The sequence below is a fragment of the Marinobacter sp. B-21 genome (genome assembly GCF_056857895.1).
The window spans coordinates 1-20,926 of record NZ_JBSXNZ010000051.1 but is presented as its reverse complement, the minus strand read 5'-3'; the positions used below and the strand labels follow the sequence as shown (position 1 = coordinate 20,926).

Genomic DNA, 20,926 nt, shown 5'->3' with positions numbered 1-20,926 from the left:
GCTGTTACCCACAATGTTACCCACAAGTGAGCGTGGATGCCAATGGATCAATATGGATGTGACAGGCATAAAAAAGCCCCGTTTCCGGGGCCTTGGGGCGTTTCAGCGGATCTCGATGGACCTCTTGAAACTCTTGGTTGGTGGAGACGGCGGGAATTGAACCCGCGTCCGCCAGTACTCAGCCTTGAGGTCTACATGTTTAGCGTCTCTCTATTGATTTAAGTTCGAGCGACCCGAGAGCCAGGGTGCAGGAACCGAGTTCTTTGAATCTTAGCCGCTAGCCAGTGAACTCTGGATAACGGAGCATCCCGTAAGCGATGACGTCCTGAGATGTTGCTTCCGGGCTACGGGCGACCCGGTCAGGACGACTAGCAGCTTACGCTGCTAGTGCGTAGTTTTCGTCGTTTGCGACTATTGCGTTGCAGCTTTGGATTAACGAGATTCGCTGCCATCTCGACATGCACTCAAGGGATCGCCACCAGCGTCGAAGCCATGTCGTCCCCTTACACCCAGTATATGTGTCCGGTTCGCCGGACTTCAAGGTTTGTTTGTTGCAGTTTTGTGCCGCCGGGCCGGTAAATGTACCTACCGGCCTAGCTGGCCTTGCGTTCATGACTGCCATGCCTGCCGGCCAGGGCCGCGTGGCTCAGGGCCTGGAAGCTTTCCCGGAAGTAGTCCATCACGGCATTTGGATCGGCGTGGATGGCCTTGTCGACGGTAATGCCGAACTGAACGGTGCCGGCGTAACTGAGAATGCTCATGCCGATGCCGATGTTGCCGCTCTGGGGTACCCAGAACATAGGCTGGGTCAGCTTACTGCCCGCTAGGTACAGAGCCTCTTTCGGCCCTGGCACGTTGGTCAGTACGGCGGAGGCTTTGTTGCTGAGCAGGTCCAGAGCTCTCCGTTCGATGACATCGGGGCCTCGACCGAATAAATCAAGAAGGCTGTAGGTGACCTGGGCCTGATAGGATCGCTTGAGCCGGTTCATGTTCTCCTGAACCTGTCGGAAGCACATGAGCGGGTCCATCACTTCCACCGGCAGGGTAACCAGCACCAGGCCGAACTTGTTGCCGAGGGTTTCTATGGGTTGATCAAGAGGTCGCAGGTTGAACGGAACGGCCACGCGGATTCCGCACTCGGGGACGGTTTCCTTATGAGCTGCAAAATGCCGCTGTAAAGCCCCGGTGACCGTACAGAGCAATGCATCGTTTATGGTGCCACCCAGAGCCTTGGCGCACGCTTTCACTTCGGCCAGATCCAGAGGGTTTGCCCAGGCTACCTGTTTGCGCCCGGAAAGTGGCTCCTTCAATCCGGTTTTGGGCTCGACGGGGGCCAGGCCGAGTTTGATGAGGTCCAGGGCCACGGCACTGGCGGTGGACGCCAGTTTGAGAGGGTAATTAGGCTCTTCCCGGACGGACTGAATGAACAGCCTGGCCTGATTTGTGGCAGTTTGCGCGTTGTTCACCGCGCGGTGGAGCAATTGCTGGACTGTGGACCTTTGGCGGGGTTTTGAATGACGCGTTGACGCTACTTTACCCAGCTTGGGTTCTGGCGTTTTATCCGTTAGTGACAGCATGACCCGAACCAGGGAGATGCCATCGGCAATACAATGGTGGATGCGGATCAGCAGTGCACCGCCGCTCCCATAATTGTCGATGTAATGCATTTGCCAGAGCGGTTGCCGGAAATCCAGCGAGGTACTGTTCATGTCGCTGACGAGTTTCTGGAGCTCGGCTTTATCGGCCTTTCCCGGCAGGGCGATCTGGTGGAGGTGGTTGTCCAGATCAAACAGGGGGTCATCCTGCCAGTAGGCACGGTCTCCGGTGTCCACAACCCGTTGCCGGAACCGGTTGAAGCACAGGAATCGCTCCTCAAGCGTGTGCCTGAGGCGATTCATGGAAACAGGACGTTCCAGCGTCCACACCCCGCAGATCATCATGGGGTTCTGGGGGGTGTCCATGCGCAGCCACGCCCGATCAACGGCGGACATGGGTATCCGTTTAGGTGACATAAGCTCTCCCTTTGCCATGCACCGGGACTCCCGAGTATAGGCCTGTTGGAAATCTGAACAAAGAGACTGAGTATGCGACACACCGGCCGGTGCTGGCCATGACCGGTGTCAGGTATTTGGTAATCGGTGCGGGGCCGTAATCAGAGGTTGGTATCGCGCAGGATGCGCTGCTTCTGGCGGTTCCAGTCCCGCTCTTTCTCGGTGGCGCGCTTGTCGAACTGTTTCTTGCCTTTTACCAGGGCAATCTCGCACTTTACCCTGTTGTTTTTCCAGTAGAGTGCCAGCGGAATACAGGTGTAACCGGCTTGGTTTACCTTGCCGACGATCTTGGCGATTTCCTTGGCGTGCAGCAGGAGTTTGCGGGTGCGGGTCGGGTCTGCAATGACATGGGTAGACGCGGCGATCAGTGGCGTAATGTGAGAGCCGAGCAGCCAGGCTTCGCCGTCCTTGAGCAGTACATAGGCGTCCACCAGCTGGGCCTTGCCGGCGCGCAGGGATTTCACTTCCCAGCCCAGCAGGGCGAGACCTGCCTCGAAGCGGTCCTCGATGTGATACTCGTGCTTCGCCTTCTTGTTCAGTGCAATAGTACTGCTCGGCGTTCCGGGTTTTTTCTTGCTCATGAATCAATGAATCCGGGGTCGGACGAATGAACGGGCCGGCGTTTGTACAGCCGGAAAAAGGCGCATTGTAGCCCAGGAGTGCCGGACCGGTCACGAAATCAGCGACACGGCGTTTGCCAGTTCGTGCGCGGCCGGATCCTTCGGCTACAATACTGACCCAGACTTATTCAGGGGTCTCAGGGGCGCGAATGCCTACGCCGTATCAGACACATGTCGGGTCCTTCACCCGAAAATCAACTTTCTTCTGGGCTGCGGTGGGTGCGACCGTTGGTCTCGCCAATCTGTGGCAGTTTCCCTATCTGGCCAGCCTGCACGGTGGCGGCCTGTTCATCCTGCTCTACCTGGCGTGCCTGCTGTTGGTCACCCTGCCGCTGATGGTCACGGAGGCCGCCCTTGGTCGTTATGCCCGCCACGGTATTGTGCTGGCGATGGACGGCCTGATTCGTAGTGCCAAACGTTCCCGCGCCTGGATGGCGGTGGGCCGGCTCAGCATTCTTGCGGCCTTCCTGGTGCTGTCGTTTACGGTGGTATTCGGTTCCATCGCTCTGGCTTATGTCTTCTTTGGCGCGTTGGGGCGGTTCTCCGGGGCGGGAGACGCTGAGGCAACGGCGATCCTGGCCGGGTTGGTTTCAGACCCTCGCGAGTACCGGATGTTCATGGGCTGGCATATCTTTTTCCTGCTGCTGGTGATCTGGGTATCGGCGCAGGGGGTTGTCAAAGGCCTTGAACGGACGCTGCGTGTGGTGGTGCCGGGAACTCTGGTGCTGATGCTGATGTTATTCGCTCTGGCGGTCTGGTACGGGCGGATAGATGGTGCCGTCGGCCAGATTCTGGCCATGCACCCGGAAGACCTCAGTTGGGGAAGTCTGAAAGCGGCTTTGTTCCACGCGTTCTATACTCTGGGGCTGGGTATGGGTGTATGGGCGATTCTTGGTTCCTACACCACGCCTCATACCCGCCTCAAGCGTTCGATTCTTGCCGCTGTTCTGATGGATACCCTGGTGGCGATCCTTGCCGGCCTGATGATCTTTGCCATGGCCACGGACGGCAATAGCTTTGATGGCGAACGTGGGTTCAGCCTGTTGTTCGTTTCCATGCCCGTAACGCTGGCCCAGCTGCCGGCAAGTCAGTTCGTGATTGCCACCGTATTTCTTATGGTGGTGCTGATCGTCTGGACCACATCGCTGAACCTGCTTGAACCCATCGTTGGCTGGTTCCGTGAATGGACCGGGGCGCCGCGGGGGATGTCTGTGGTGCTGATCGGCCTGGCGGTATGGCTGGCTGGGCTGGCATCGCTACTGTCGTTCAATCTGTGGGCACAGGAGCGTGTTGGCGGCGCCACCATTTTCCGGTGGCTGGAGCTGGTGACCGGTGGCTTGTTGATTCCTCTGGTCGCCATTTTGATTGCGTTGTTTGCCGGCTGGGGCCTGACCCGGCACCTTTCCCGCACGATGCTGGGTGCGGCACCGGGGTTGTTCGCCGGTATCTGGTTCTGGGTGATGCGGTTGGTGTTGCCACTTGTGGTTGCCTGGATTGGCGTTCAATACACGGCGTTTTCACTGTCGAACCTCTGTGACAGCGACAGCACGGCGGTGTGGTGTGGGCAGCCTGCGACGTTACTGTCCCGTGACAGGGCGGCACCTTTGGAGGAGCCTGTCGATGCCCGGGCATCGGCGGAGCCATCCGGGGCTGAATCCGCGGGCAATGAAACCGTGCCCGCCGCTGGACAGTCGCCGCCGGCGGAAAATGACAAGAACGGAAAGTCGGGGGAAAAAGCCCCAAAAGAGGACGATATCCTTTATCATAGCGTGTGATTGAGACTGTCTTCCTTTTCAGAAGTCCGCCACCCTTTGACAGCGTGTTTGCAAGCAGGACAACCGGTTCCAATGCCCCATCAGATCGACAAAACAGCTTTGGTAATGCACTCGGCCGAGCGCATGTTCCACCTGGTAAACGACATTGCCCGTTACCCCGAATTCCTTCCCTGGTGTGCGGGCGCCGAGATTCATGAGCGGAATCCGGAGCAGATTACCGCTTCCCTGGAAGTTGCCAAGGGTGGCATACGGCATACCCTGACCACCCGGAATCAGCTGTTAATGCCTGATGCGATAGAGATGAACCTGGTGGAGGGTCCGTTTCGGAATTTGACCGGTCGCTGGCTCTTCAAATCGCTGGACGACAACGCCTGCAAGGTGATTCTCTCTCTTGAGTTTGAATTTTCCGGTTCCCTGTCCCGAATCACCTTCGGACCGGTGTTCAGCCAGGCCGCCAATACCATGGTGGATGCGTTCTGCCGCCGTGCGGATGATCTTTATCGGACGGAGGGTGCATGATTCAGGTGGAAGTGGCCTATGCCCGCCCGGACAAACAGGAAATTGTTCCGGTGAAGGCTCCTGAGGGGGTGACCGCGCTGGAGGCAGCGAAACTCTCAGGTATTGCTGATATTTTCCCGGAAATTGATGTGGATGCCACTGACATGGGCGTGTTCGGGAAGGTCATCAAGGATCCTGCGACCCATGAACTCCGCGAGGGAGACCGGGTGGAGCTCTACCGACCGCTCAGGATCGACCCGAAACAGGCGCGCCTGAATCGGGCGAAGAAGAAAGCCTGAGCTCAGTAAGCCGGGGTTTCTTCGAGCAGCTGTGCTTCGTAATGGGCGTATTGATCGCCTTCGTAATAAACGATGATTCGCTGCTCCGTGATATCGCCACCTTCCCGCTGAAACGTATACACATAGTATTCCCGGGAGAGATCGACCGGGTTCAGCATGAGTGGTGTTCCCATCACTGCATGCACCTGGCTGCGGGACATGCCCTCGGACAGTTGCGACAGCTCATCATCGGTTACGATGTTTCCCTGTTGGACGTTGATCTTGTAAACGCCCGGGAAACCACAACCGGATAGAACGAGAGTGAGAATGAGAGCTGTGAGCTTTTGCATCGCCGGGGGAAATCCTCTATCTTGAAATCGCCTGCCCGAGGCAGGTGTGACACGGGTTAACCGTTTACGTTTAATGGCGGCTTCATCATACCGGAAGCCGTGAGGCACACCAAAGAGTGAATAGTAACATGTCATCTGAAAACGCCGAATTACGAAAAGTCGGTCTGAAAGTGACTCTGCCGAGAGTGAAAATCTTCAACATACTGGAGACGGCCGAAGAGCATCATCTCAGCGCCGAGGATGTTTACAAGAAGCTTCTGGATCAGGGGGATGACGTGGGGCTGGCGACGGTCTACCGGGTGCTGACGCAGTTTGAGGCGGCAGGGCTGGTGCTGCGCCACAACTTTGAAGGCGGCCATGCCGTTTTTGAAATGGCCGGTGATGATCACCACGATCATATGGTTTGTACTCAGACCGGTGAGGTTATCGAGTTCTTCGATGAAATGATTGAAGAGCGTCAGAAGAAGATCGCCAAAGAGCGCGGTTACGAAATCGTGGACCACAGTCTGATTCTTTACGTCAAGCCGATCAAATCCTGATTCCGGCCCGCGGAAGCGCCAGGTAGAAGGAAGCGCCAGGCAGAAAAAGGGGGCGGGTGTTCAGGCCCGCCCCAACAGCTCTCAGGATCGAGAGGGGTAGAGGTTTGGTTCTTTCGGGTCAGTGGTGAGTTGCCTGACCCTTTGAAAACATTTCCCTGGCATGAGCGATCGTATGGTCTGTCATGTCCACACCGCCCAGCATTCGTGCCACTTCGCTGATTCTGCCCTGGTCGTCCAGTGTTTCGATTTTTGAGAAGGTGGCATCCTTATCAGTGAACTTGCTGACGAACAGGTGCTGATGGCACTGGGCCGCGACCTGCGGCAGGTGGGTGACACAAAGCACCTGACCATTGCTCCCCAGTGTGCGCAGCAGCCGGCCAACCACTTCGGCAGTGCCGCCGCCGATACCGACATCCACTTCGTCAAAGACCAGGGTCGGTGTGGTTGAGGTCTGGGCGACCACCACCTGAATCGCGAGACTGATACGTGACAGCTCGCCGCCGGAGGCAACCTTGGCCAGTGGTCGTGCCGGTTGCCCGGGGTTGGCGCTGACCAGAAATTCAATCTCCTCCAGACCGTGGGCCGCAGGTTCTTCGCCGGTGTTGCGGTTCAGATGGGTGATGAACTGCATGTTGGGCATGCTCAGCTGGCCGAGCTCTGCGGCTACGCGCTGGTCAAGCTCGGCGCCAGCCTTGGCGCGTGCCTCCGACAGTTGGCCAGCCAGCGCATCGAACCGGCTGCGCTGGCTGGCCAGTTCCGCTTCCAGCTGTTCCAGGCTGCCTTCTCCCCCTTCCAGTTCGGCCAGTTCGGCGCTCAGGCGCTGGTGCAGTTCCGGCAACTCTTCCGGGGTAATCCGGTGCTTCCGCGCCATCTGGTAGATGGCGCTCAGCCGTTCTTCCACTTCTGCCAGCCTGGCAGGATCCGCCTCGTAATCCTCGACAAAGTGGCGCAGGTTGTCGCCGGCTTCGCTGATCTGGATCTGGGCCTCGTTCAGCATCTGGATGGTGTCGGCCAGTGCCGGCACGTCTACCGGAAGCTGTTCCAGCTGCTGCAGGGCCTGGCGGACCAGATCGGCGGCGCTGGTCTCGTCTTCCGTGCACAGCAGGGCAGCCTGATGGCTGTTGTGCAGAACCGTGTCCGCCTGGCTCAGCTGTGCCTGTTCCTGTTCCAGCTGCTCCTGCTCGCCACTTTCCAGTGCCAGGCGGTCCAGTTCTTCCACCTGGTAACGCAGCAACTGAAGCTTGGCTTCCGCTTCATCGGCGTTTTGCTGCCGTTCGATCAGGCGCTGGCGGATCTGGTTCCAGGTTTTCCACGCCTCCCGGGTATCGGCGGCCAGGGCCTCGGCGCCGGCAAACTCATCCACCAGTTTGCGGTGTGTTTCCTTGCGCAGCAGGGACTGGTGCTGGTGCTGGCTGTGGATGTCCATCAGCACGCCGCCAAGTTCCTTGAGGTGATTCAGCGGGCAGGGCTGGCCATTGATATAGGCGCGGGAACGGCCGTCTTTGCTGATAACGCGGCGAAGTATACAGTCATTTTCATCATCCAGCTCATGCTCTGCGAGCCACTCGGTTGCCTCGGGGATGGTGGATACATCAAATGTGGCCGTGATGTCCGCGCGCTTGGCTCCGTGGCGAACTGCGCCGGCATCCGCACGGCCGCCCATGGCCAGGCCCAGGGCATCCAGCACGATGGATTTGCCGGCGCCGGTCTCGCCGGTAAGAGCAGTCATGCCTTTGCTGAACTGGAGTTCCACCCGTTCGGCGATGGCGTAGTTGGAAACCGTGAGCTGGGTAAGCATGCAGATAACCTCCGCGACTTTCTGAAAACCGGTTGAGCAGTCTTATATTACTGTTCGATGCTGTGAATACATACAGTAACTGTGAATATATACAGGGTTTTTCCTGTTTGCAAACCTGTGATGTGATTTTCTTCAGGAATGCAGGCGCCGGTGGTTGAAACCTGAAAGCGGGGCCCCATATCCGTTCGCAACGACATTTTTCCGGCGCGCTGCGGCCGGAGCCCATGTTCAACCGGCCACAGAAAAGAAGGCCGCTGAAGACCAAGCAGGAGTAGCCATGAGCACTGATGAGAACCGCAACGAGCACGAGGAGCTGAACGAAGCCCTTGAGGCTGCCAAAGAGGAAGCCCGGACGGCTGAAGAGGATTCCACCGAAGGCGAAACGTCTGAGGTGGATGCGCTGAAGGCTCAGGTTCAGGAGTTCCAGGAGCAGATGCTGCGCTCCCAGGCCGAGATGCAGAACGTGCGCCGTCGTGCCGAGATCGATGTGGAGAAAGCCCACAAGTTTGCCCTGGAGAAGTTCGTCAAGGAGCTGTTGCCGGTTGCAGACAGCCTGGAAAAGGCGGTTGAGAGCACCGAAGGCCAGGAAGAGTCCGGCGAGCTGGTGGCTTCCATTCGGGAAGGCGTGGAAATGACGCTGAGCCTGTTCATGTCCAGCCTGAAAAAATTCAATGTTGAGCCGGTTAACCCGGTGGGCGAACCGTTCGACCCCCGGCAACACGAGGCCATGTCCATGGTGCCGGCCCCGGACGCCGAACCCAACAGCGTGGTGGCCGTAGTGCAGAAAGGGTATCTGTTGAATGGCCGTGTGGTACGTCCGGCCATGGTGGTCGTCGCCAAAGCAGAAGATGCACCAAAAATTGATGAGCAGGCTTGAAAAGCCGATTAAAGCGCCAATATAGCCATTAAATAGCGACAGCGGAGGCCGGGCCTCCGGGAAAGCATTCAGAAGAATTGGAGTGACTCAATGAGCAAGATTATCGGTATAGATCTGGGAACGACCAACTCCTGTGTAGCCATCATGGATGGCGACAAGGTCAAGGTTATTGAAAACGCCGAGGGTGATCGCACCACCCCGTCCATCATCGCCTACACCGACGATGGTGAAACCCTGGTTGGCCAGTCAGCCAAGCGCCAGGCGGTCACCAACCCGAACAACACCCTGTACGCCATCAAGCGTCTGATCGGTCGTCGTTTTGAAGACGACGTGGTTCAGAAAGACATCAAAATGGTGCCGTACAAGATTGCCAAGGCGGACAATGGTGACGCCTGGGTAGAAGTTAAGGGCGAGAAAATGGCGCCGCCGCAGGTGTCTGCAGAAGTTCTGAAGAAGATGAAGAAGACTGCGGAAGACTACCTGGGCGAGAAGGTAACGGAAGCGGTTATTACCGTTCCGGCGTACTTTAACGACAGCCAGCGCCAGGCCACCAAAGATGCGGGCAAGATTGCCGGTCTGGATGTGAAGCGTATCATTAACGAGCCGACCGCGGCTGCCCTGGCCTATGGCATGGACAAGAAGAGCGGCGATCGCACCATCGCAGTTTACGACCTGGGTGGTGGTACCTTCGATCTGTCCATCATCGAGATCGCGGACGTGGACGGTGAGCACCAGTTTGAGGTTCTTGCCACCAACGGTGACACCTTCCTGGGTGGTGAAGACTTCGACCTGAAAATCATTGAATTCCTGGCAGACCAGTTCAAGAAAGACAGTGGCATCGATCTGCGTGGTGATTCCCTGGCGATGCAGCGTCTGAAGGAGGCTGGCGAGAAGGCCAAGATTGAGCTGTCCAGCAGCCAGCAGACTGACGTTAACCTGCCGTACATCACCGCGGATGCGTCTGGTCCCAAGCACATGAACGTGAAACTGACCCGCGCCAAGCTGGAATCCCTGGTGGAAGACCTGGTTCAGCGCAGCCTTGAGCCCTGTAAAGTGGCTCTGCAGGATGCCGGCATGAAGGCCGCCGAGATCGACGAGGTTATCCTGGTTGGTGGTCAGACCCGTATGCCGCTGGTGCAGGAGAAGGTAAAAGAGTTCTTCGGCAAAGAGGCTCGCAAGGACGTCAATCCGGACGAGGCCGTGGCCATGGGTGCTGCTATTCAGGCAGCCGTGCTGTCCGGTGATGTGAAAGACGTTCTGCTGCTGGACGTAACCCCGCTGACCCTGGGTATCGAAACCATGGGTGGCGTGGCGACTCCGCTGATCGAGAAGAACACGACTATTCCGACCAAGAAGTCGCAGACTTTCTCTACAGCGGAAGACAACCAGACCGCCGTAACCATTCACGTGGTTCAGGGTGAGCGCAAGCAGGCTGCCCAGAACAAGTCCCTGGGCCGTTTCGACCTGGCCGACATTCCGCCGGCCCAGCGCGGTGTGCCGCAGATCGAAGTCACCTTTGACATCGATGCCAACGGTATCCTGAACGTGTCCGCGAAGGACAAGGCCACCGGCAAGGAACAGTCCATCGTGATCAAGGCTTCTTCCGGCCTGAACGATGATGAAATCGAGAAGATGGTTCGTGACGCCGAAGCCAACGCTGACGAGGACCGCAAGTTCGAAGAGCTGGTCCAGGCCCGCAACCAGGGCGACGCGATGGTGCACGCCGTTCGCAAGACTCTGAAAGAGGCAGGCGACAAGGTCAGCGACAGCGAGAAAGAGTCTATCGAAGCTTCCATCAAAGAGCTGGAAGAAGCTCTGGAGGGTTCCAACAAGGAAGACATCGAGGCCAAGACCCAGAAGCTGACCGAAGTCTCTTCCGAGCTGGCCCAGAAGATGTACGCAGATCAGGCCGAGCAGGCACAGCAGGCTGGTGGGCAGGAAGATGCCCAGGCAAAGCAGGCTGACGACGCCGTGGACGCCGAGTTTGAAGAAGTGAAAGACGACGACAAGCGATAAATCTGAAGTACATCAGGCAGTTGGAAAACGCGGGGGCATCTCCGCGTTTTCCGCGTTTAAAAACAGGGTTTTAACAGCATGGCCAAGCGCGATTATTACGAAATTCTCGGGATTTCCCGGGATGCGGACGAGAAGGAAGTCAAGCGAGCCTATCGAAAGCTCGCGATGAAGTACCACCCCGACCGTAACCCGGACGACAGGGAAGCCGAGAACAAGTTCAAAGAGGCCAGCGAAGCCTACGAAATACTGGCGGACCAGTCCAGGCGGGCGGCGTACGACCAGTTCGGTCACGCCGGCGTAGATGGTCAGGCCGGTGGTGGGTTCGGAGGCGGCGGAGCCAGCTTCTCCGACATCTTTGGTGACGTATTCGGCGATATCTTCGGTGGTGGCGGCGGCCGTGGCCGCAGCACCCGTGGCGCCGACCTGCGTTACACCCTGGAGCTGGACCTGGAAGAAGCCGTCAAAGGCAAAACCGTCCAGATCAAGATTCCCGGACATCGCGAATGTGAAGTGTGTGGCGGCAGTGGCGCCGAAAAAGGCTCCCGCCCGGAAACCTGCGGTACCTGTAAGGGTATGGGGCAGGTACGTATGCAGCAGGGCTTCTTTACCGTGCAGCAGGCGTGTCCCACCTGCCGCGGTTCTGGCCAGATCATCAAGAACCCCTGCCAGGCCTGTCATGGCCAGGGTCGGGTTCAGGAAGAAAAGACGCTCTCTGTTAAAGTGCCGCCCGGCGTGGATACCGGCGACCGTATCCGCCTGTCCGGTGAAGGCGAAATGGGGGTCGATGGCGGACCTCCCGGTGACCTGTACGTACAGATCGCCGTGCGCGAGCACTCCCTGTTCACCCGTGATGGCCGCAACCTCTACTGTGAAGTGCCCATCAGCATCGTGGATGCGACCCTCGGCGGTGAGCTGGAAGTGCCGACCCTGGATGGCCGCGTGAAGCTCAAGATTCCGCCCGAAACCCAGACCGGCAAGCTTTTCCGCCTGCGCAACAAAGGCGTTAACCCGGTTCGTGGCGGCCCCGCAGGCGACTTGCTGTGCCGGGTGATTGTGGAAACACCGGTAAACCTGACCAAGCGCCAGAAAGAGCTGCTGAATGAGTTCCAGAAGACCCTCGATGCCAGCAACGGAAGCGATCACGGCCCCAAGAAAACCTCCTGGTTTGAGGGTGTGAAGAGCTTTTTCGACGAAATGAAATTCTGACGGGCCAAGCTCTTAGGGTTCAACAAGGGTTAAAAAGGGAAAGCGAGCATGAGGGTAGCAATCATCGGCGCCGCCGGGCGCATGGGAAAAGTGCTGATCGAGGCCGTTGACGGTACCGAAGGCCTTGAACTCGGTGCCGCCGTCGTAGAGCCGGGCAGCAGTCTGATCGGTGCCGACGCCGGCGAAATGACCGGCCTTGGCAAAACCGGCGTGAAAATGGCCGGCAGCCTGGCCGACGTGAAGGATGATTTCGATGTCCTCATCGATTTCACCTTCCCGGACCTGACCCTGGAAAACGCCGAGTTCTGCAAAGCCAGTGGCAAGATGCTCATCATTGGCACCACTGGCATGTCCGACGCCGAAAAACAGCAACTGGCTCTGACTGCAGAATCCACACCCGTGGTGTTTGCGCCTAATATGAGCGTCGGCGTTAACGTCGTCCTCAATCTGCTGCGCACTGCCGCTGCGACCCTGGGTGACGACTACGACGTCGAAATCATCGAGGCCCATCACCGCCACAAGAAGGACGCTCCTTCTGGCACCGCGCTTCGGATGGGTGAGGTTGTCGCTGATGCCCTTGGTCGCGATCTGAAAGAATGTGCCGTCTATGGCCGCGAAGGTTTTACGGGTGAGCGTACTCGCAGGGAAATCGGTTTTGAAACCATCCGTGCCGGTGATGTGGTGGGCGATCACACTGTGCTGTTCGCTACCGAAGGTGAGCGCATCGAAGTGACCCACAAGGCCAGCAGCCGGATGACCTTTGCGAAGGGCGCCATGAGGGCGGCGCTCTGGCTGAAGGGTAAGCCGGCCGGACTTTATGATATGCAGGATGTTCTGGATTTGAAGTGAGGGCTTTTCCCGTGGACAAAAACCGCCATATTTTTTACAATGAGGCGGTTTAACTGCACCAAGCGTAGCTTTGAAAAACGCCCAGGGAACAAAAACCGTTCCCGGCCTACAAAAAAGCGGGACGGAGTTCTGACTCCCTCTCGCTTTTTTGCGACCTGAATTTGCGCTTGCGTTCCTGTTCGTGACGAACCGATACGCCACTCGATGAGGATACAAGCCTTGAGCACACCAGCAATCCTTGCACTCGCAGACGGAAGCCTGTTCTACGGCAGCGCCATTGGCGCTGACGGAGAAACCAGTGGTGAAGTGGTGTTCAACACCGCCATGACCGGTTACCAGGAAATCCTGACCGACCCGTCCTATTCCCGCCAGATCGTCACCCTGACATACCCGCATATCGGCAACACCGGTGTGAACGAAGAAGACGTCGAGTCAGATCGCATCCAGGCCGCCGGCCTGATCATCCGGGATCTGCCGCTGCTGGCCAGCAACTGGCGCAACAAGGGAAATCTGGACGACTACCTGCGAAGCAACAACATTGTTGGGATCGCCGGCATTGATACCCGCCGCCTGACCCGGATCCTGCGGGACAGGGGCTCCCAGAACGGCGCCATCGTGGCTGGCGAAAACGCGACTGCCGAGCGCGCACTGGAGCTGGCCAAAGCCTTCCCCGGCCTCAAGGGCATGGATCTGGCGAAAGAAGTCACCTCCGACAGGATCCGGTCCTGGAGTGAGACCGAGTGGACCCTGGGCGAGGGCTACGGTGAGCGGAAAGAAGCAAGGTTCAAGGTGGTTGCCTGGGATTACGGTGTAAAGCTGAACATCCTGCGCATGCTCGCGTCCCGTGACTGCGACATCACCGTAGTGCCGGCCCAGACCCCGGCCTCGGAAGTGCTGGCGATGAATCCGGACGGTGTGTTCCTGTCCAATGGCCCGGGGGATCCCGAGCCCTGCGATTACGCCATCACTGCCATTAAAGAAGTGCTGGAAACCGACATCCCGGTCTTTGGTATCTGCCTGGGCCACCAGCTCCTGGCCCTCGCCAGCGGCGCCAAAACCATGAAGATGGGCCACGGCCACCACGGTGCCAACCATCCGGTACAGGACCTGGTCCAAGGCACAGTGATGATCACCAGCCAGAACCACGGCTTTGCCGTGGATGAGGCAACACTGCCTGCCAATCTGGAGGCGACTCACAAGTCCCTGTTCGATGGCACATTGCAGGGCATCCGCCGGACCGATAAGCCGGCCTACAGCTTCCAGGGACACCCGGAAGCCAGCCCCGGTCCTCATGACGTGGCGCCCCTGTTCGACGAGTTTATCCGCCTGATGGAGACGCGATCTGCCTGAGGCTGATCGCCACGGAAAACTCACGGGCGCCGCGTGTTGCGCTGCCAGAATTCAACAGTTGCTGACAGGTATACCAAGACATGCCAAAACGTACCGACATCCAAAGCATCCTGATCCTGGGCGCCGGCCCCATCGTGATCGGGCAGGCGTGCGAGTTTGATTACTCCGGAGCCCAGGCCTGCAAGGCGCTGCGCGAAGAGGGTTACCGGGTGATCCTGGTTAACTCCAACCCGGCGACCATCATGACCGACCCGGTGATGGCCGATGCCACCTACATTGAGCCGATCACCTGGAAAACCGTTGAAAAGATCATCGAGAAAGAGCAGCCGGATGCACTGCTGCCCACCATGGGTGGCCAGACTGCGCTGAACTGCGCGCTGGATCTGGAAAGGCAGGGCATCCTGGAAAAGCACGGCGTGGAAATGATCGGTGCCAACGCCGATACCATCGACAAGGCTGAGGACCGCGATCGCTTTGACAAGGCCATGAAAAAAATCGGCCTGGAGTGTCCGCGCGCGACCATCGCCCACACCATGGCGGAAGCCTGGGAAGTGGCAGACGACATCGGTTTCCCCTGCATTATCCGCCCATCCTTCACCATGGGCGGCTCCGGCGGCGGTATTGCCTACAACCGCGACGAATTCGAGGAAATCTGTACCCGTGGTCTGGACCTGTCCCCGACCAACGAGCTGCTGATCGACGAATCCCTGATCGGCTGGAAAGAGTACGAGATGGAAGTTGTCCGCGACAAGAACGACAACTGCATCATCGTCTGTGCCATCGAGAACTTCGATGCCATGGGCGTGCACACCGGTGATTCCATTACCGTGGCCCCGGCCCAGACCCTGACCGACAAGGAATACCAGATCATGCGGAACGCCTCCCTGGCGGTGCTGCGTGAGATCGGTGTGGAAACCGGTGGCTCCAACGTCCAGTTCGGCATCAACCCGGACACCGGCCGCATGGTGGTGATCGAGATGAACCCGCGGGTGTCCCGTTCTTCCGCCCTGGCCTCCAAGGCCACCGGCTTCCCGATCGCCAAGGTCGCCGCCAAGCTGGCGGTGGGCTACACCCTGGACGAGCTGCGCAACGAAATCACCGGTGGCGTCACCCCGGCCTCGTTCGAGCCCAGCATCGACTACGTGGTCACCAAGATTCCCCGGTTTACCTTCGAGAAATTCCCCCAGGCCGACGCCCGCCTGACCACCCAGATGAAATCCGTGGGTGAGGTTATGGCCATTGGCCGGACCTTCCAGGAATCTCTGCAGAAAGCCCTGCGCGGGCTGGAAGTGGGCTCTGAAGGCTTTGATGAGAAACTTGAGGACCTGGATTCCGAAAACTCCCGGGAAACCCTGACCCGTGAACTGAACGTGCCCGGTGCCGACCGGATCTGGTACATTGGGGATGCCTTCCGCGCCGGCCTGAGCGTAGATGATGTCTTCCAGCACACCCACGTGGACCCCTGGTACCTGGTGCAGATCGAGGACCTGATCAAGGAAGAGCAGGCGCTCAAGAGTGCCGGCAAGGCCGACATCGACCAGGCCACCCTGTTCCGCCTCAAGCGCAAGGGCTTCTCCGACGCTCGCCTGGCCAGGCTGCTGGGCATCTCCGAAGTGAGCCTGCGCAAGCTGCGTCACGAGCTGGACATCCGTCCGGTGTACAAGCGGGTGGACACCTGCGCCGCGGAATTCGCCTCCGACACCGCCTACATGTACTCCACCTATGAGGAAGAGTGCGAGGCGGATGCCAGTGATCGCGAAAAGATCGTGGTGATCGGTGGCGGCCCGAACCGGATCGGTCAGGGTATCGAGTTCGATTACTGCTGTGTTCACGCGGCCCTGGCCATGCGTGAGGACGGCTATGAAACCATCATGATCAACTGCAACCCGGAGACCGTGTCCACCGACTACGACACCTCCGATCGGTTGTACTTCGAGCCGATCACCCTGGAAGACGTGCTGGAAATCATCCACGTTGAAAAACCCAAGGGTGTGATTGTCCAGTACGGCGGCCAGACTCCGCTGAAGCTGGCCCGTGGCCTGGAGGCGGCCGGCGTGCCCATTACTGGCACCAGCCCGGACGCCATCGACCGCGCCGAGGACCGGGAGCGGTTCCAGCAGATGATCACCCGCCTGGGCCTGAAGCAGCCGGAAAACGCCACCGTGCGCAGCCACGAGGAAGGCATTCTGGCGGCCCGTGAAATCGGCTACCCGCTGGTGGTGCGTCCGTCCTACGTGCTGGGCGGCCGGGCCATGGAGATCGTCTACGACGAGGAAGAACTGGTGCGCTACATGCGCAACGCGGTTCTGGTCTCCAACGATAGCCCGGTGCTGCTGGATCACTTCCTGAATGCCGCCATCGAGGTGGACATTGACGCCATCTGCGACGGCAAGGACGTGGTCATCGGTGGCATCATGCAGCACATCGAACAGGCCGGCGTACACTCCGGCGACTCCGCCTGTTCGCTGCCGCCGTACACCCTGTCCCAGCAGGTTCAGGACGAGATGCGCGACGCGGTCAGGAAGATGGCCATCGAGCTGGATGTGGTGGGCCTGATGAATGTCCAGCTGGCCTGGCAGGACGGCGAGATCTACGTGATCGAGGTCAACCCGCGCGCGTCCCGGACTGTGCCCTTTGTGTCCAAGGCCATTGGTGTGTCCCTGGCCAAGGTGGCGGCCCGGGTGATGGCGGGCAGGACCCTGAAGGAACTGGAGTTCACCCAGGAAATCATCCCGCGCTACTACGCGGTGAAGGAATCGGTATTCCCGTTCAACAAGTTCCCGGCGGTGGATCCGATCCTCGGGCCGGAAATGAAGTCGACCGGTGAGGTCATGGGCCTGGGTGACAGCTTTGATGAGGCCTTTGCCAAGGCCGCCCTCGCGATCGGCGATCGCTTGCCGACCAAGGGAACTGCGTTCATGTCGGTGCGCGACGTGGATAAGCCGGGCGCCGCGAAAGTTGCCCGTGATCTGGTTGAGGCCGGTTTCAAGGTGATTGCTACTACCGGTACCGCCAAGGCCCTGAAAGAGGCCGGAATTGAGGTTGACCGGGTGAACAAGGTCCGTGAAGGTCGTCCGCACATCGTGGATGCCATCAAGAACGGTCAGGTTCAGCTGATCATCAATACCACCGAAGGTCGCAAGGCGATTTCCGACTCGGCCCAGATCCGCCAGTCGGCATTGCAGACCAAGGTAACCTACACAACGACACTGGCGGGCGGCGAAGCCTTCTGCCGGGCCATCAAGTTCGGCCCGGAGCGCACTGTACGCCGCCTTCAGGATCTTCACGCAGGAAAGTGAGACTATGGCTGACAGAGTACCGATGACAAAGGAGGGGGAGAGCCGCCTCCGCCAGGAACTTCAGAAGCTGAAGTCCGAAGATCGTCCCCGGGTGATTGCGGCCATTGCCGACGCCCGTGAGCACGGCGACCTGAAAGAAAACGCGGAATACCATGCCGCCCGGGAGCAGCAAAGCTTTATCGAGGGCCGTATCCAGGAAATCGAGGGCAAGCTGTCGGGCGCCCAGGTGATTGATGTCACCGCCATGGAGAACACCGGAAAGGTGATTTTTGGCACCACTGTCCATCTGCTCAACATGGACACGGATGAGCAAGTCATCTACAAAATCGTTGGTGAGGACGAAGCCGACATCAAGGCAGGGAAGTTGTCGATTTCCTCACCCATCGCCCGGGCCCTTGTTGGCAAGAGTGAAGGTGACGTGGTCGCGATTCGCGTGCCCTCTGGTACCGTGGAATACGAGATCGAGGAAGTCGAATACGTCTGATCACCCGGTGCGGTGAACATGGGGTCAGATGAAAGCTTTCATCTGACCCCATGTTCACGTTTCCTGCTTCCCGGGCGTCGGATCAGTGCTTGTGGCGCAGTAGGTTGGACAGCTTGGGGTTGGGTTTCTTCGCGCGGCGCAGGATCACGGCGATTTTGCCGATGGTCTGGACCAGCTCGGCGCCGGAACTCTCGCAAAGTGCCGCGATGGCTTCCTGCCTTGCTTCGCGATCCTGGTTTGCCACCTTGATCTTGATCAGCTCGTGATCATTCAGGGCGCGCTCCAGTTCTTCCTGCAGCCCCTCCGACAGACCTTTGTCGCCAACGATGATGACCGGCTTCAGATTGTGGGCAATGGCCCGGTATTCCCGGCGCTGTTCCGGTGAAAGACTCATGATGTAATCTCTTTATCGATGCAATTAACAAAAGGTCAGCGGCACATGCGCAGACTTGAACGTATAATCGAAGGATTGTAACAGATCGTCTTGCCGTAAAAATGGCCGTTAACATGTATTGAAGTTATTGAAGTGGTCGCTGGCAGGCCGAAGGAACAAATTGATCGACTCTGGGTCAAAAAGTACCAGGAAGTTGGGGGGTGGTCTGGTGTCGCTGTTGTAATTTCAGATATGGCGCCCACTATGAATGGTATGGCCGCTTTTCATCGGAAAATCTGTATGTCCCGTGTGGCCGATACGGATGGGCCGTTTCTGGTGGACGGGCGTACAATTGGTGTAAGGTGTCTGAAAAGGGTGCTTTCGAAAAGCTAACCCTTCAATTCACAGGTGATGATCCTTGAACGATATGGCAAAAAATCTGGTTCTCTGGCTAATTATAGCCGCCGTGCTGCTGATGGTGTTTCAGAATTTCTCTCCCACCACCACCGGCCAACAAGTCAATTATTCCCAGTTTGTGGAGATGGTCCAGCAAGGGCAGGTCCGTCAGGTCACAATCGATGGGCTGGAGGTTCAGGGTACCCGTGGTGACGGCTCCCAGTTCCAGACAATCCGTCCGCAGGTGTCTGACAACAAGCTGATGGACGATCTTCTCGCGAACAACGTTGAGGTTATCGGTAAGCAGCCTGAGCGCCAGAGCCTGTGGACACAGTTGCTGGTGGCTGCGTTCCCGATACTGATCATCATCGCGCTGTTTGTCTTCTTCATGCGCCAGATGCAGGGAGGTGGCGGCGGCAAAGGCCCCATGTCCTTCGGCAAGAGCAAGGCCCGTCTGATGAGTGAAGATCAGATCAAGACAACCTTCGGTGACGTGGCCGGCGTTGATGAGGCCAAGGAAGACGTCAAAGAACTGGTGGACTTCCTGCGGGATCCCAGCAAATTCCAGCGTCTTGGCGGCAGCATTCCCAAAGGCGTTCTGATGGTGGGTCAGCCGGGCACTGGTAAAACCCTGCTCGCCAAAGCCATTGCCGGTGAAGCCAAGGTGCCGTTCTTTTCCATCTCCGGTTCCGACTTCGTGGAAATGTTCGTGGGCGTGGGTGCATCCCGTGTTCGCGACATGTTCGAGCAGGCCAAAAAGCAGAGCCCGTGCATCATCTTTATCGACGAGATTGATGCGGTCGGTCGTCATCGTGGCGCCGGTATGGGTGGTGGTCATGATGAGCGCGAGCAGACCCTGAACCAGTTGCTGGTTGAGATGGACGGCTTTGAAGGCAACGAAGGCGTTATCGTCATCGCCGCCACCAACCGTCCGGACGTTCTGGACCCCGCGCTGTTGCGCCCGGGCCGTTTCGACCGCCAGGTGGTCGTTGGCCTGCCGGATATCATCGGCCGCGAGCAGATCCTCAAGGTGCACATGAAGAAGGTGCCCCTGGCGGATGGCGTAGAACCGGCTCTGATTGCCCGTGGTACACCCGGATTCTCCGGTGCTGACCTGGCCAACCTGGTGAATGAAGCTGCCCTGTTTGCGGCGCGTCGTGACCAGCGCCTGGTTTCCATGGAAGAGTTCGAGCTGGCCAAAGACAAGATCATGATGGGCGCCGAGCGTAAGTCCATGGTCATGAGTGAGAAGGAAAAGCGGAACACGGCTTACCATGAATCTGGCCATGCCATTGTCGGCCGGCTGATGCCGGAGCATGACCCGGTTTACAAGGTCAGCATTATTCCTCGCGGCCGTGCGCTGGGTGTGACCATGTTCCTCCCTGAAGAGGATAAGTACAGCCACAGCAAGCGTTTCCTGATCAGCTCCATCTGCAGTCTTTTCGGTGGCCGTGTTGCCGAAGAGCTGACCCTTGGGTTTGATGGCGTTACCACCGGTGCATCCAATGATATCGAGCGGGCGACCAGCCTGGCCCGCAACATGGTGACCCGCTGGGGGCTGTCCGAAAAGCTTGGGCCGCTTCAGTACGACACTGACAGCGAAGAGCCGTTCCTCGGCATGTCCGCCGGCCAGTCCCAGACGGTGTACTCGCCGGAAACGGCCCAGCGGATTGACGAAGAAGTCCGCAACATCATTGACACCTGCTACGAAAAGGCCAGGCAGATTCTGATCGATAACCGCGACAAGCTCGACATGATGGCCGATGCGCTGATCAAGTACGAAACCATCGATCGTCACCAGATCGACGACATCATGGAGGGCCGAACACCTCGTCCGCCGAAAGGTTGGGGAGACAGTGGTCCCGCAGGTGGTGTGAAAGTCGATGAGCCTGAAGTGGCGCCGGAGCCCAAGGCTTCCGATGACGGTCGTCATCCGGGTGTCGGCCGACCTGCCGGAGAGCATTGACTCTGCCGGCCAGGAAACCCCTGTAGCTCCCAGCGCCGCCCGGATCCCGGGCGGCGTTTGTTTTGGTGCGCCAGGCATGGCGCGTAGCGCCTTGACGGGCGCTGTTCCGGTACAGGTGGTGCTGGCCGGATGACTTGGGGGTGCAAGTCCCCTGTGGGCCCGGTAAGGGGAACCACTAGCCGGACGGCAAGGGTGTCCATC

The 20,926-nt window shown here is 58.6% G+C and carries 17 protein-coding genes and 1 other RNA gene; 12 read left to right on the top strand and 6 right to left on the bottom strand.

Features of this window, described 5'->3' with window-relative positions; genetic code table 11:
• Nucleotides 1–138 precede the first annotated feature (138 nt).
• The 3 genes from ssrA to smpB all read right to left on the bottom strand — a co-directional run bounded on the left by ssrA (nt 139) and on the right by smpB (nt 2,632).
• Nucleotides 139–503, bottom strand: a transfer-messenger RNA (tmRNA) gene (gene ssrA / locus AC13C0_RS04175).
• Between the two features lie 90 nt (nt 504–593).
• On the bottom strand, nt 594–2,012 hold the full coding sequence (locus AC13C0_RS04170) for a WS/DGAT/MGAT family O-acyltransferase (RefSeq protein ID WP_341582751.1): 1,419 nt from the start codon (nt 2,010–2,012) through the stop codon (nt 594–596).
• A 140-nt stretch (nt 2,013–2,152) separates the two neighbouring features.
• On the bottom strand, nt 2,153–2,632 hold the full coding sequence (smpB, locus tag AC13C0_RS04165) for an SsrA-binding protein SmpB (RefSeq protein WP_117618425.1): 480 nt from the start codon (nt 2,630–2,632) through the stop codon (nt 2,153–2,155).
• Nucleotides 2,633–2,820: 188 nt separating this feature from the next.
• On the opposite strand from smpB, the gene AC13C0_RS04160 reads away from it, so the two are divergent.
• The 3 genes from AC13C0_RS04160 (at nt 2,821) to AC13C0_RS04150 (ending at nt 5,243) form a co-directional block, all read left to right on the top strand.
• Nucleotides 2,821–4,446: a sodium-dependent transporter gene (locus tag AC13C0_RS04160; protein ID WP_117618424.1), complete on the top strand. Its 1,626-nt coding sequence runs from the start codon at nt 2,821–2,823 to the stop codon at nt 4,444–4,446.
• A gap of 72 nt (nt 4,447–4,518) precedes the next feature.
• On the top strand, nt 4,519–4,965 hold the full coding sequence (locus tag AC13C0_RS04155) for a type II toxin-antitoxin system RatA family toxin (protein WP_117618423.1): 447 nt from the start codon (nt 4,519–4,521) through the stop codon (nt 4,963–4,965).
• Complete coding sequence (locus tag AC13C0_RS04150) at nt 4,962–5,243, top strand: RnfH family protein (protein WP_162893710.1); 282 nt, start codon at nt 4,962–4,964, stop codon at nt 5,241–5,243. Before AC13C0_RS04155 ends, AC13C0_RS04150 begins: the two co-directional genes overlap by 4 nt.
• A 2-nt stretch (nt 5,244–5,245) precedes the next feature.
• On the opposite strand, the gene AC13C0_RS04145 is transcribed toward AC13C0_RS04150, so the two are convergent.
• Nucleotides 5,246–5,572: an outer membrane protein assembly factor BamE gene (locus AC13C0_RS04145; RefSeq protein WP_117618422.1), complete on the bottom strand. Its 327-nt coding sequence runs from the start codon at nt 5,570–5,572 to the stop codon at nt 5,246–5,248.
• 128 nt (nt 5,573–5,700) lie between these two features.
• Here AC13C0_RS04145 and fur point away from each other — a divergent pair, with 128 nt between their 5' ends.
• The gene (fur, locus tag AC13C0_RS04140) at nt 5,701–6,111 is read left to right on the top strand and encodes a ferric iron uptake transcriptional regulator (RefSeq protein ID WP_117618421.1); all 411 of its coding nucleotides are present in this window, start codon (nt 5,701–5,703) and stop codon (nt 6,109–6,111) included.
• Between the two features lie 118 nt (nt 6,112–6,229).
• On the opposite strand, the gene recN is transcribed toward fur, so the two are convergent.
• Nucleotides 6,230–7,909, bottom strand: a complete 1,680-nt coding sequence (gene recN / locus AC13C0_RS04135) for a DNA repair protein RecN (RefSeq protein WP_117618420.1) — start codon at nt 7,907–7,909, stop codon at nt 6,230–6,232.
• 277 nt (nt 7,910–8,186) lie between these two features.
• Between recN and grpE the strand changes: the two genes are divergently transcribed.
• The 7 genes from grpE (at nt 8,187) to greA (ending at nt 17,990) form a co-directional block, all read left to right on the top strand.
• Entirely contained in the window at nt 8,187–8,786 is a 600-nt protein-coding gene (grpE, locus tag AC13C0_RS04130; protein WP_117618419.1) for a nucleotide exchange factor GrpE, read from the top strand.
• Nucleotides 8,787–8,876: 90 nt separating this feature from the next.
• Nucleotides 8,877–10,802 (top strand): molecular chaperone DnaK, encoded by a 1,926-nt coding sequence (gene dnaK / locus AC13C0_RS04125; RefSeq protein ID WP_117618418.1) that lies wholly within the window; start codon nt 8,877–8,879, stop codon nt 10,800–10,802.
• Nucleotides 10,803–10,880: 78 nt separating this feature from the next.
• Nucleotides 10,881–12,008: a molecular chaperone DnaJ gene (gene dnaJ / locus AC13C0_RS04120; protein WP_117618417.1), complete on the top strand. Its 1,128-nt coding sequence runs from the start codon at nt 10,881–10,883 to the stop codon at nt 12,006–12,008.
• Nucleotides 12,009–12,056: 48 nt separating this feature from the next.
• Entirely contained in the window at nt 12,057–12,857 is an 801-nt protein-coding gene (gene dapB / locus AC13C0_RS04115; protein ID WP_117618416.1) for a 4-hydroxy-tetrahydrodipicolinate reductase, read from the top strand.
• Nucleotides 12,858–13,076: 219 nt separating this feature from the next.
• A complete protein-coding gene (gene carA / locus AC13C0_RS04110) occupies nt 13,077–14,207 on the top strand; it encodes a glutamine-hydrolyzing carbamoyl-phosphate synthase small subunit (protein WP_117618415.1) in 1,131 nt (376 codons plus the stop codon).
• An 80-nt stretch (nt 14,208–14,287) separates the two neighbouring features.
• The gene (gene carB / locus AC13C0_RS04105; RefSeq protein ID WP_341582750.1) at nt 14,288–17,506 is read left to right on the top strand and encodes a carbamoyl-phosphate synthase large subunit; all 3,219 of its coding nucleotides are present in this window, start codon (nt 14,288–14,290) and stop codon (nt 17,504–17,506) included.
• Between the two features lie 4 nt (nt 17,507–17,510).
• Nucleotides 17,511–17,990 carry a transcription elongation factor GreA gene (gene greA / locus AC13C0_RS04100; RefSeq protein ID WP_117618413.1) on the top strand — a complete coding sequence of 160 codons (480 nt, stop codon included), beginning with the start codon at nt 17,511–17,513 and terminating at the stop codon, nt 17,988–17,990.
• A gap of 82 nt (nt 17,991–18,072) precedes the next feature.
• Here the strand turns inward: greA and yhbY are convergent, their stop codons facing one another.
• Nucleotides 18,073–18,384 (bottom strand): ribosome assembly RNA-binding protein YhbY, encoded by a 312-nt coding sequence (yhbY, locus tag AC13C0_RS04095; RefSeq protein WP_117618412.1) that lies wholly within the window; start codon nt 18,382–18,384, stop codon nt 18,073–18,075.
• A gap of 397 nt (nt 18,385–18,781) precedes the next feature.
• Between yhbY and ftsH the strand changes: the two genes are divergently transcribed.
• Complete coding sequence (gene ftsH, locus AC13C0_RS04090) at nt 18,782–20,725, top strand: ATP-dependent zinc metalloprotease FtsH (RefSeq protein WP_264756473.1); 1,944 nt, start codon at nt 18,782–18,784, stop codon at nt 20,723–20,725.
• The last annotated feature ends 201 nt before the right edge of the window (nt 20,726–20,926 follow it).